11 protein-coding genes are annotated in these 12,049 nt (G+C 36.5%); 9 read left to right on the top strand and 2 right to left on the bottom strand.

Translation table 11 applies throughout. From position 1 onward, the window contains the following. Positions 1-34: 34 nt before the first annotated feature. Positions 35-1,033, bottom strand: coding sequence for an EAL domain-containing protein (locus VXN63_RS07650; RefSeq protein ID WP_327757440.1), 999 nt, complete (start codon positions 1,031-1,033; stop codon positions 35-37). 159 nt (positions 1,034-1,192) lie between these two features. Between VXN63_RS07650 and VXN63_RS07645 the strand changes: the two genes are divergently transcribed. The 5 genes from VXN63_RS07645 to VXN63_RS07625 all read left to right on the top strand — a co-directional run bounded on the left by VXN63_RS07645 (position 1,193) and on the right by VXN63_RS07625 (position 6,229). Beyond that, the gene (locus VXN63_RS07645) at positions 1,193-1,801 is read left to right on the top strand and encodes a hypothetical protein (RefSeq protein WP_327757439.1); all 609 of its coding nucleotides are present in this window, start codon (positions 1,193-1,195) and stop codon (positions 1,799-1,801) included. A 198-nt stretch (positions 1,802-1,999) separates the two neighbouring features. Then, a complete protein-coding gene (uvsE, locus tag VXN63_RS07640) occupies positions 2,000-3,259 on the top strand; it encodes a UV DNA damage repair endonuclease UvsE (protein WP_327757438.1) in 1,260 nt (419 codons plus the stop codon). A gap of 31 nt (positions 3,260-3,290) precedes the next feature. Then, positions 3,291-4,025, top strand: coding sequence for a TspO/MBR family protein (locus VXN63_RS07635; RefSeq protein ID WP_327757437.1), 735 nt, complete (start codon positions 3,291-3,293; stop codon positions 4,023-4,025). A 157-nt stretch (positions 4,026-4,182) separates the two neighbouring features. Further along, complete coding sequence (locus VXN63_RS07630; protein WP_327757436.1) at positions 4,183-5,181, top strand: YeiH family protein; 999 nt, start codon at positions 4,183-4,185, stop codon at positions 5,179-5,181. Positions 5,182-5,302: 121 nt separating this feature from the next. After that, a complete protein-coding gene (locus VXN63_RS07625; protein WP_327757435.1) occupies positions 5,303-6,229 on the top strand; it encodes a 2-dehydropantoate 2-reductase in 927 nt (308 codons plus the stop codon). A 48-nt stretch (positions 6,230-6,277) separates the two neighbouring features. Here VXN63_RS07625 and VXN63_RS07620 read toward each other — a convergent pair whose 3' ends face one another. After that, a complete protein-coding gene (locus VXN63_RS07620; protein ID WP_327757434.1) occupies positions 6,278-7,459 on the bottom strand; it encodes an amidohydrolase in 1,182 nt (393 codons plus the stop codon). A gap of 265 nt (positions 7,460-7,724) precedes the next feature. Between VXN63_RS07620 and VXN63_RS07615 the strand changes: the two genes are divergently transcribed. The 4 genes from VXN63_RS07615 to VXN63_RS07600 all read left to right on the top strand — a co-directional run bounded on the left by VXN63_RS07615 (position 7,725) and on the right by VXN63_RS07600 (position 12,019). Then, the gene (locus VXN63_RS07615; protein ID WP_327757433.1) at positions 7,725-8,780 is read left to right on the top strand and encodes an ABC transporter ATP-binding protein; all 1,056 of its coding nucleotides are present in this window, start codon (positions 7,725-7,727) and stop codon (positions 8,778-8,780) included. Then, entirely contained in the window at positions 8,777-9,667 is an 891-nt protein-coding gene (locus VXN63_RS07610; protein ID WP_327757432.1) for a carbohydrate ABC transporter permease, read from the top strand. The genes VXN63_RS07615 and VXN63_RS07610 overlap by 4 nt, the downstream gene beginning before the upstream one ends. A gap of 53 nt (positions 9,668-9,720) precedes the next feature. After that, positions 9,721-10,590: a carbohydrate ABC transporter permease gene (locus VXN63_RS07605; protein WP_442915303.1), complete on the top strand. Its 870-nt coding sequence runs from the start codon at positions 9,721-9,723 to the stop codon at positions 10,588-10,590. An 85-nt stretch (positions 10,591-10,675) separates the two neighbouring features. After that, positions 10,676-12,019 (top strand): ABC transporter substrate-binding protein, encoded by a 1,344-nt coding sequence (locus VXN63_RS07600; protein ID WP_327757431.1) that lies wholly within the window; start codon positions 10,676-10,678, stop codon positions 12,017-12,019. Positions 12,020-12,049 lie beyond the last annotated feature (30 nt).

Genomic DNA, 12,049 nt, shown 5'->3' with positions numbered 1-12,049 from the left:
ATAGTGATACGAATAGTATTCAAAATTGTATGGCTTAAATAATCGGTATTTTGTCTACCAATAGAGGCTCGGGTTCTGGTTTTCCGAATAGATATCCTTGGAATAATTGATATCCTTGAGTTTTCAACCACTCAAAATCCTCGTATGTTTCAATTCCTTCAGCTAGAGGTATAGAGCCGATTTTATTCGCTTTTTCAAGAAATAAACGTGCAATCGTCTGCTTCTCTATGTCAGTTGCTACGCCTTGAGCATAAACCATATCGAGTTTCATGTAAGGAGGAGAAAGTTCTTCTAGAACATCTAATGTATTATATCCAGCACCCACATCATCGAGTGCATAAGAAAATCCATGGTTACTGTAATAAGTTAAAATAGACTTCAAATGCGCTAAATCTTCTACTTTCTCAGTTTCGACAACTTCAAATACGATTCTCTTTGGATCCACATTTAAACGTTTAGTAATAAGCGTAGTCGTTCTCAAGCAATGCTCAGGTGCATAAATAGCCGTAGGAATGAAATTGATAAAGACTTTAAGATGATCATCAAGGCGATTGATTTGTTTAACCGCATTGATTCGACAAATTCGATCTAAAGCAAATGTTCGTCCGCGAGCTTTAGCAGCAGGGAAGATTTGATTCGGATATATTGCCTGACCTTCATCATCTTTAAACCTAGCCAGCATCTCATAACCATAAATCGTTCCATTGCCTTTTATAATAGGTTGGAAGTGCATATTTAAATGACGTTCATTAATGATGGAATCGATCCATGCAGCATCCACATATTCGTGAAACTGTTCAATAGGTTTCCAATTCAACTGATTTATTTGAAACTGGATGCCTTCTGTGAGTCCCATTTCATGTAAAAAATCGTATAAATCAATCGCACCAGCTTCATCTGTAATCAAATTCGATTTTTGAACTTCGTAGTCGTAACCAGACCGATAGAAGTGTTCGTCCGCAAGAGCCAGAAGTGAATCATCTAAATGAAAAGTGATTTTTTGACCAAAAGTAGCGCAGTTTTTACAGACCATTTTTTTCCTCCGAAACCGAGTTAATTGATTTAATTATCATATCACATGTATGATATTAAAAATAGAGTATAAATTAAGTAGCAACCGTTATATCTTACTGGTATAATAGCATACAGCATAAGAATTTATCTCAGTTTAATGATAAAAGGAGAAGTAATTTTGCGAATGATCAATTACGAGGAAGTAGAATCTTTAAAAGAACAGTTGATAAACATACAAACAGATTCCGATGACTTCTATTATAAAACGCTGCATAGACTTTTAGATCCTTTTTCTCATACCTTAGACATTGATGAAGCGAGTAGTTTCTCATTTGCCTTTGAGGATCTGTATTTAAAATATGAAGGCAATTATCTTTCACTATTTGAAGAACTATATAATCAATCTACAAATCAATCGATAGTTATTGAAATGCCCTACAATGAAATTAGCGAGCAGACGCATCTAGCCGTTTTGAACCAAGTAGACCGCTTTGAACAGTTTCAATGGATAAAATTACTAAAACAAACGGACGAAAAAACAGCTTCTGATTTCTTCGTAGTTGAATCGTTTGAAGATTTGAAACTCATGTATCAAATTAACTCCAGAGAAGTTTTCTTCTGTAATATTCATTTCATGGAACTTGGATTCTCGCTACGCGGACATTTTGATAGAAGCATGGAAGTTTTTTTTGAATCAGAAAAAGCTATTGAAAGCTTTAAGAATATAGTAGAAAAAAACGGACTATTTTTGAGAAAGTATCCAGATGAACTAGAACGTGGAGTATAAATCAATAACTGTATAAGTTAGAATCGATGAACAGAATATAATATAAATGGCTTTTTAACCTAATTGGCGCTCAGAAAAAAGTTCAAACCGAATAAGTTTAGAAAAATAATAAAATAATGTAGGATAGTATTAGAAGGACACTAGGTCTGGATGATACTATTTTTTTATACAATCAACGAGCAAAGGAGAGAGCCTCAATTGAGTATTGGATACCCCTGTATTGCAGTCGGAGTAGCAGACACTAAACAAAAGACTTGTAGAAAAGCGAGTGCTACTGAAGAACACTTAAGTTCTCTCATAGAGCACAACCTTACAGCACTTAAGCACATTATCGAATTCAATGGACAACATCAGATTCGTCTTTTTAGAATTAGCTCTGATATTATACCGTTTGCTTCTGACAAAGAAGTAAATACATTGAACTGGTCAGAACAGTTTTCAGAACAATTTCAGGAATTAGGAAAATTGATTAGAAAATACAGTATGAGAGTTTCCATGCATCCTGGCCAGTATACTGTGCTGAATTCGCCGGATGAAGATGTTGTCAAAAGAGCGATTGCTGATCTTGAATATCATACGTTATTTTTAAATAGCCTTGGAGTAGATTCAAGTAGTAAGTTGATTCTGCATGTTGGAGGAGTATACGGAGATAAAGATTCTGCGATGGACCGATTTGTCGATGTTTATAATACTTTAAGTGAGAACGTAAAAGATCGATTAGTAATCGAAAATGATGACCGTTCATACACCATCGAAGAAGTCTTAAAGATCTGTGAAAGAACAGGCGCACCGGCTGTTTACGATAATTTACACAATGCTATCAACTCGAGTGATGATTCTAAATCAGACACTTATTGGATAAAAAAAGCTAAAGAAACATGGAAGACTAAGGATGGTAGGCAGAAAACCCATTATTCACAACAGCAAATGAATAATCGAACAGGTTCTCATTCTAAATCCATTGGAATAGATGAATTTATGAAGTATTACAATGAAGTGGAAAAGTTAGATATCGATATCATGTTGGAAGTAAAAGATAAAAACCTCTCTGCCATCAAATGTATTCTTGCTACCACCGAAAACGGTGAAATCAAAGATTTAGAAAATGAGTGGAGTCGATACAAATACGTCGTGCTTGAACGTTCTCAAGAAATATATGAAAGTATACAGTCTTTACTGCAAGATCAGTCATCCTACCCAGTCATTCCTTTTTATCGATTGATAGAAGCCGCTCTTGAAGAGGAGCCGTCAAATACAACAGGGGTAAATGCTACAGATCAGGTGTGGGATTATATAAAAAATAGTGCAACGGAAAAAGAACAAGATAAATATCAGAAACTGCTTCAAGAAGTGAAGAATGAAGAGAATACATTGAAAAAATTAAAAACCTATCTAAAACAATTGATCAAAAAATACGATCAACAGGATATTCTTGATTCTCTTTATTTTGAATTCTGATCTTATAAAAAATGATTAAAGGAGAGATTTTATGTCAAAAAGTAAAAAGTTTGGAATACTCTATCTAGTTGTCTTTGGAGTAATGATATTTCTAAATTATTGGTCAGCCACCGATGTAGGTTCTACCGCTGACGATCAACAAGCGCTAATTCAGCCAGCAGGATTTGCCTTTTCTATCTGGGGATTAATTTATTTGAGTGTATTGATTTGGATTGTTAGATTATTTTTCATCAAGCAATTTGAAGGAACGATCTACGATAAAGTTAAAGTCTGGTTGTTGCTGAACTTTGCTTTGAATGGTGCATGGATCATTATGTTTACGGGAGATCAAATCGGATTATCTACAGTTGTTATAGTAGGATTACTCTTAACACTAGTGATGATTTACCGTGCGATTTCAAAAATTAGATATAACTTTTTTGATCGATTCCCGTTTTCTATTTATTTTGGATGGGTCACTGTCGCAACAATTGTCAATATTTTTACATGGGCAGTATCATCTGATGTTCAAGAATTCTTAGGTTTAAGCGAATTGAATTGGACGTTGATTTTACTAGTTGTTGCAACGATACTATGTGTATACATTTCGCTAAAATATACAGATTGGTTGTATCCATTAGTCTTTGTCTGGTCATTTACCGGCATCATTATTGAGAATACGCAATCCACGATTATCTTGCTTGCAAGTGTTTGTATTGCTGTTCAAGCCCTTAGTGCAGTCTACACAGCCTATAAAGCGTACAAAACAGAAAGGGTTCATGCCTAAATCAGAATAGTCATAAAAAAAAGACCGATTTAGGTCTTTTTTTACGGAATCGCTAAATAGAGTAGAGTACAAACGAACTGAATATCCTTTTTAAATATAGTTTAAAAAAATATGTTAAAATGAATAAGTGAAAATTTTATAGGATCAGGTGTAGAAAATGAAAAAAGTTTTACCAGGATTTGCATTAACGTTACTCATTGCACTAGTAGCCACGTGGGTGGAAGCCATTTTACCTGTGCATATTATTGGCTCAGCGGTACTAGCTATGTTTTTAGGTGTTCTAATTAGACCGTATGCTCAAAAGTCAGCAGTAATCCAACCGGGTATTCAGTTTACAGCTAAGAAAATTCTGAAATTTGCGATTGTACTTCTAGGTGCTTCACTGAATTTAAACATTGTCTTAGAAGTTGGAGGACAGACGCTAATTATTTTGTTTTTCACTCTATTAACAGCTTTTGGTGGGGGTGCCTTACTCGCAAAATGGATGGGAATCAACTCGAAATTGTCTAATATGATTGCAGCCGGGACAGGTATTTGTGGTGGTTCAGCTATAGCAGCGATGTCACCAGTCATTGAAGCAGAAGATAAGGATGTTTCTTACGCAATCTCTGCGACCTTTTTATTCGATATGGTCATGATTGTTCTATATCCAATCATGGGGCGAGTACTTTCATTAAGTGATACGGTTTTTGGTTACTGGAGTGGGACTTCTGTAAATGATACTTCTAGTGTAGTGGCGACGAGTTTTGCCTTTTCAGAAGCAGCTGGAGAAATCGCGACTATGGTTAAATTGACTAGAACACTGGCCATTATTCCTACTGTACTCATATTTTCGTATATTTATTTCAAAAAAAATCAGTCTTCTTCAACAGTCAAAAAAAAGGTTAAGCTGACGCAGCTATTTCCTTGGTTCATCATATTCTTTGTAGGGATGGCTACATTAAATAGTTTGGGACTGATTTCTCCTTCTCAAGTAGACTTATTAAAAGGCGTTAGCCGTTTCTTGATGGTGGCATCATTAGCAGCAATTGGTTTGAAAACAGATATTAAAGCAATCAGACAGACAGGTGTTAAACCTTTTATTTTCGCCAATGTTTTATCTCTACTTGTAGTAGTGGTTTCTATTACAGTGATTTTAATCCAAAGCACAATGTAAAACATTCAATAAAAAAGTATTTATAAAATCTACTTAACCTATTTCAGTACAACGAATACCTATTCTCGTGTGTGCTATAATAGTTAAGTAGTTTTTTTAGAAAGTTTAGGAGTGAATGATCATGAAAATGGCAATAGCCGGAAGTGGCGCTATGGGTAGTCGTTTTGGATTTATGTTACACAAAGCGGGAAATGACGTTATACTGATCGACAAATGGAAAGAACATATTGAAACCATTAGAGAAAATGGATTGACCGTAAATTACAATGGAACAGAAGAAGTCGTTGATATACCCATTTACTATCCAGACCAAGTTACCAATCAAGTAGATGTAGTTTTCTTATTTACAAAAGCGATGTTTTTAGGAGAAATGCTTGAAGATATCCAGCCTATTATTGGAGAAGATACAAAAGTCGTTTGTTTATTGAATGGTATCGGACACGAAATGGTCATGAAAGAATATGTTGCTCTAAAAAATATTCTGATTGGTGTAACAATATGGACTGCAGGGCTTACGGGACCAGGAAAAATCGAATTAGAAGGAACGGGTTCAACTGAAATTCAGAACTTCGTGCCGGGTGGAGAAGAAAAAGCAAAAGAAATTGTGGCTGTTTTAAAAGAAGCAGGGTTGAATGGTATCTACAGTGAAAATGTTAAATTCTCAATATGGAGAAAAGCTTGTGTAAATGGCGTACTGAATGCGACTTGCTCTCTTCTAGATACAACACTTGGTGAAATGTTCGAGACAGAAGAAGCTCTTTCAGTCACCAATAAAATTGTGAAAGAATTTGTTGAAGTAGCTAAGAAACAAGATGTTCATTTAGACTTTGATGAAACAGTCGCTTATATTGTTAAAACTGCAGAAGAATTGGGACACCACTATCCATCCATGCATCAAGATTTGATTCAACATAATAGACGAACAGAGATTGACTTCATTAACGGAGCAGTTGCAAGATTAGCTAATGAATATGGTTTAGATGCACCTGTCAATGCCTTGATTACAGATTTCATTCATATAAAAGAAAAAGTATTGAACGTAAATTAATAACCACAAAAAGAACGTAGAGAAAAATTCTCTACGTTCTTTTTATGATTAAAAGTCAGATTGATTCAAGTAAGCTAATGCATATTGGGCATAAAGTTCTGCGCCAACTTTCATAGCTTCTTCATCTACATTGAAACGACCGTGGTGATGTGCCCAGCAAGTATCTTTAGCTTCATTTGCAGCACCCACTAAGGCAAAGGCTCCAGGTCTATCCGTCATGTAGTAACCAAAATCTTCTGCACCCATGGTAGGTGGTTGTTCCCTTATAACGTCTTTCCCGAAAGCTTCAGCAGCAGTAGATTGAACTAAGGTTGCTGAACGACTTTCATTAACGACGGGTTCCGTTTTCCGATCGTATGCTACTTCTACGCTTCCTCCAAATAATTGAGCAATCTGTTCAGCGTATTGTTTCAATGCCGATTCAATTTTATTTCTAGTAGCATAATCGAAAGTGCGTACCGTTCCTTCAAGTAAAGCATTTTCTGCAATAACATTGAAACGACTACCAACTTCCATTTTTCCAATGGTCACAACAGCTGGATGCAGAGGGTCGATTTCTCTTGAAACAATCGACTGGATGGTTGATACAAATTGTGACGCCATAACAGCCGCATCTACCGTTTGGTGTGGCATTGCTGCATGACCACCTTTACCTTTAAAATGAACGGTTAATAAATCAGCCGCAGCAAAAGAGGGGCCAGGAGGGCAAGAAACTTTACCTGATTCTAGCTCAGACCAGATATGAATACCAAAAACATTATCAATGCCATCTGTTACCCCTTGTTCAACCATCTTGCGAGCCCCTTCAGCGATTTCTTCCGCTGGTTGAAATAATAAACGAATCGTTCCTTGAATATTCTCTTTGATTTCGTTTAACGCTGAGGCAGCGGACAAAAGCATTGCAGTATGAGCATCGTGGCCGCAAGCATGCATTTTCGACTCAATAGTTGAAGTATAAGGCAGATGAGTATTCAATTCTTCAACCGGTAGAGCATCCATATCTGCTCTTAGCAGAATCGTTTTACCAGGTAAATCTCCTTTAATCTCTGCAAGAATACCTGTAGGATCCATTTTTTTGTAAGGAATCCCAAGTGTATCCAAACGAGCAGCTACTCGTTTCGTCGTTTCAAATTCTTCGAAAGCAATTTCCGGATACATATGTAGCTCTCTGCGGAAATCAATCAATTCTTGTTCATGACTCGTAATATATTCTTTGATCAGCTGATTCATAACGACTATTTCTCTCCTTTTCAGTAAAGCTTACCGCCTATTGTCTTATAAACCTCTTTTAAAATCAAGTATCGTTAGACGAGTTGATCAGGAACGTTTATAGCATATTTTAAGGAGGAAAGCAAAAACCTAAAATTGACGAGATGTATACATTCTATTTACGAGTCATTTACAAGCGTGTGATAGACTGCATTTGTGTCAAAATGATACGGTTAATTGCTATGGAGCCTAACATAGTCAATTTTAGAATAGGAGTGAACAAAACGTGCAAGTGAGTTTTGAGAACATTAAAATGTCTTACGGAGATAAAGATGTACTTAATAATATTAATTTCACCATACCTGAAGGTAAACTAGTCTCTATATTAGGTCCCAGCGGTTGTGGAAAATCGACTACCTTGATGCTGATATCCGGCTTAACTTTTCCTTCCAGCGGGAAAATTATGTTTGGAGACAAAGAGGTTACAAAGCAAGACGCAGTAAAAAGAAAAGTTGGAATGGTTTTTCAGAATTATGCTTTGTATCCGCATCTGACCGTATTAGAAAATATTATGTTTCCTTTAAAAATGGAGAAAATGCCTAGAAAGAAAAGAGAAAAGAGAGCATTAGAACTAGCAGAATTGGTTCAAATAAAAGATCATGTACATAAAAAACCAAAACAACTTTCAGGTGGTCAGCAGCAACGTGTAGCGATTGCCAGAGCATTGGCTAAAGAACCGTCTATTTTGCTTATGGATGAACCCTTATCCAACTTGGACGCAAGATTACGTATAGAGATGAGAGAAGAAATTCGCAGGATTCAGCAAGAGACAGGCGTTACGACTATCTTTGTAACCCATGATCAAGAAGAAGCTTTAAGTATCTCAGACGAAGTTATGGTATTGAATGAGGGTGCCATTCAGCAAAATAGTGATCCAATTACCCTTTACAACAAACCAAACAATCAGTTTGTAGCTCAATTTCTTGGAACACCGATTATTAATATGATTGATGTAGAACAGGATAAGTCGATTTTAGAATGGATGCCAATTTCTGATGAAGCAATCAACCAAACTAAAAGAATTGGTATTCGTGCAGAAGATATTTTAACAACAAGTGATGAACGCAAAATGCTGTTTTCGGGTATTGTTCGCCATGTTGCCCGAGTCGGAAAAGACACAACCGTTCATGTTAAACAAGGGGAAGATGAAGTGGTCGCAACAGACTTGGATATCATTCCGGAAGAAGGGGAACTTCTTTATCTAACAGCTAACATAAACAAGGTTCATTTCTTTGATTCAAAAGGAGGAATCGTTCCTGTAGAGGAGGTCGCTAGGATATGATCGACAAACCGACTTTTAAAAGTTCCTTTAAAGCGATTCTTTATTTGTTTCCGATGATGCTGGTTATTGCTACATTCAATTTATATCCGATTGTGCGCTCTTTTTTAATGAGTTTCTATACGGATTTCAATATTTTTACTCAAGCAGTTAATGGATATGGTTTGGATAATTTCTTTACGATTTTCAATGATACCAGTTTCTGGCTGGCTATAAGAAATACGTTTATCTTTGTACTTGGAGTCGTTCCAACGTCGATTGTTCTTTCTTTGACCATTGCAATTTTACTTAAAAAAGTTAGCTTTTTATCAGGCTTTTTCCGATCTATTTATTTTTTGCCTTTTGTAACAAGTACGGTAGCTATTTCAATTGTATGGAACTGGATTTATCATAGTCGATTTGGACTAATGAATTATGGACTCAGCTTCTTAGGAGTCGATCCAATAGCTTTTATCACAGATCCAAACTACTCTATGTTGGCTTTAGTGATATTAGCAATTTGGAAAGGCTTAGGATTCAATATTATCTTGTTTCTAGTTGGACTGAATGCTATCAATGAAAACTACTATTCTGCAGCTAAAATAGATGGAGCGAAAGGTTGGCAGAGGTTTACGAACATTACTCTTCCGCTTTTAGGACCAACAATGTTCTTGGTCTCTGTAATGGGTGTGATCAATAGCTTCAAAGTCTTTGATGAAGTGTTCGCCCTATTTCAAAGTAGACCAGGTCCAGCTGGCTCAGCTTTGACAGTAGTCTATTACATTTTCCAAAAGTTTTATCAGGAAAGTCAGTATGGGATTGCAGCCGCAGCTGGTATCGTACTATTCTTAATTATTCTAGTATTCACATTGTTACAAATGGCTTTCAATAAGAAATTTGTACACTACTAGAGAGAGGAGAAAAGTTAATGGAAGAATTAAAAGAAAAAGATAGTCTTTTTTTTATGAAGTGGGCTAAAACTAAACATGTAAAAGAAACGGAATTCGTTACAAGCGGAGAAAAAGGAAGTAGAATAGTTGCGTATATTTTACTGTCTATTGGAGCTTTTACGATGTTGATTCCTTTTTTATGGATGATATCCACTTCCTTGAAATCTCCCGCAGAAGCAGTTTCCATGCCACCGGTATGGATTCCTCAAGTTTTTCGTATAGAAAATTTCAGAAGAGCTTTTGAAGTAGCACCGTTCGGTAGATATTTCCTCAATAGTGTCTTGATTACATCTATATCTACTCTAGGAGAGTTGTTGACAACTATTTTAGCTGCCTTTGCTTTTTCCAAAATGAATTTTTACGGGAAAAATATTTTATTTACAATATTAATCGCAACGATGATGGTTCCTGGTGAACTAATGATTATTCCTAATTATCTAACAATCTCAAGATTGGGCTTGATGAACACCTATGCAGCGATGATTCTACCTTATGTAGCAAGCGTATTCTCTGTCTTTATGCTGAAACAGAATTTTGAATCTGTACCCAATGAACTTTATTATGCAGCAAAAGTAGATGGCAGTAGTGACTTCAAGTTTCTATGGACGATTTTAGTTCCGCTATCGAAGTCTGCTATTGTCGCTGTAATGATTTTGAAAATTATTGGTAGCTGGAATTCCTTTATGTGGCCGTTGATTGTAACCAATGATCGATTACTCAGACCGTTACCGGTAGGATTACAGGCTTTTACAACTGAAGCAGGAACGCAATATGAGTTACTTATGGCAGCGTCAGCGATAGTGGTAGCACCTATGGTTATTATTTATCTGTTCTTACAGCGATACATCATTATGGGTGTATCCAAAAGTGGTCTCAAAGGGTAGCATATTCTGCAACTCTACAAAGAAAACAGAAGTATCCATCACAGGTTCAAGAAATTTTAAAAAAGAAAAAAAGGAGATTCAAATGATGACGAACACTAAGCAATTATTAAAATTAGGTACAGGAATTTTAGCAGCAAGTACATTACTTATGACAGCCTGCGGCACTGATTCTGCAAGTGAAAACACAGGGACGAATGATACTACAGACGATGCGACTAGCGAAACAAGTAATGGAGAAACTATAGAAATCACTTTCTGGCATGCAATGAACGGTCCTCACCAAGAGGCAGTTACTGCATTGACAGAAGCTTTCAACGATTCTCAAGATCAGTATAGAGTAGTGGAGCAGAACCAAGGTGGATATGATGACTTGAATCAAGCCATTACTGGAGCTGGAGTAGCAGGGAATCTACCGACAATGTCTCAACTTACATCAACAGATGTTCCTGAACTAGCAACAAATGAATTATTACTTCCATTATCCGATGAGTTTCTAATTGAAAATGGATTTCAAGAAGAAACGTTAAGTGATATTTACGAAGGCTTCAAAGATTCTTCTATCTTCAACGAACAGAGATATGCAATGCCATTCTCTAAATCAACGCGTTTGATGTTTATAAATGAAGATATTCTAGAAGAGTTCGGTGTAGATGTTCCTGAATCTTGGGAAGACATCCGTGCTTTAGGCGAAATGATGGTAGATGCTGGAGACGACCGTGTAGCGATGGGGCTAGAAAATGGCTTTGACATGGAGTTCGAAACAATGGCTCGTCAAAATGGAACAGACTTTATCAACGGGGATACACTTGAGGTGGAAATCAATTCTACTGAAAGTGTTGAAGCCTTAACGTTCTTGAGTGAAATGCTTGAAGAAGGATATGCCCGCACTGCTGGCGAAGATGGTTACTTCTCTGGACCATTTGGACGCGGAGAATCAGCTCTTTACATTGGATCCTCAGCAGGTCTAGCACACGTAGCACCTGTAGCAGATGAAAATGGTATTCAATGGGGCACTGCGGAAGTACCGACTTTCAATGATAAGAATTTAACAATGTTTGCAGGAAACGATATTGGATTATACAGTTCTGCAAGTGACGAAGAACAAGCTGGATATGTCGCTTATATCAACTTCTTATTACAACCAGAAAATACTGCTCAGTGGGCAATGGAAACAGGTTATGTACCAATTGTTGAGTCGGCATTAGAAGTACCGGAATATGCTTCATTTTTAGAAGAAGATCCGCGTAATGAAGCAGCAGCAAGTATGTTGAGCTATGGAATCACTTCTCCAACATTTGCCGGTTACGGAGAATACAGAAATGCATTAACAGACGCTATGGAAGCAATTTCGATCAGTAATGAAGATCCGCAATCTGTATTAGATCATTTACAATCAGAAACAGAATCCATTATCGAATCTAACAATTAATAAAGAATCTTAAAAACAGAATAGGAAGGA

This window comes from Marinilactibacillus sp. XAAS-LB27 (genome assembly GCF_036039175.1).
In the GTDB taxonomy this organism is placed as follows: Bacteria; Bacillota; Bacilli; order Lactobacillales; family Carnobacteriaceae_A; genus Marinilactibacillus.
The sequence above is the reverse complement of the archived record's forward strand: the minus strand, read 5'-3'. Positions and strand labels throughout refer to the sequence as shown.

Coding starts and splice junctions, on each gene's coding strand:
- VXN63_RS07600 (WP_327757431.1), top strand. CDS start 10,676: ATGACGAACACTAAGCAATTATTAAAATTAGGTACAGGAATTTTAGCA.
- VXN63_RS07625 (WP_327757435.1), top strand. CDS start 5,303: ATGAAAATGGCAATAGCCGGAAGTGGCGCTATGGGTAGTCGTTTTGGA.
- VXN63_RS07620 (WP_327757434.1), bottom strand. CDS start 7,459: ATGAATCAGCTGATCAAAGAATATATTACGAGTCATGAACAAGAATTG.
- VXN63_RS07630 (WP_327757436.1), top strand. CDS start 4,183: ATGAAAAAAGTTTTACCAGGATTTGCATTAACGTTACTCATTGCACTA.
- VXN63_RS07610 (WP_327757432.1), top strand. CDS start 8,777: ATGATCGACAAACCGACTTTTAAAAGTTCCTTTAAAGCGATTCTTTAT.
- VXN63_RS07635 (WP_327757437.1), top strand. CDS start 3,291: ATGTCAAAAAGTAAAAAGTTTGGAATACTCTATCTAGTTGTCTTTGGA.
- VXN63_RS07650 (WP_327757440.1), bottom strand. CDS start 1,033: ATGGTCTGTAAAAACTGCGCTACTTTTGGTCAAAAAATCACTTTTCAT.
- VXN63_RS07605 (WP_442915303.1), top strand. CDS start 9,721: ATGAAGTGGGCTAAAACTAAACATGTAAAAGAAACGGAATTCGTTACA.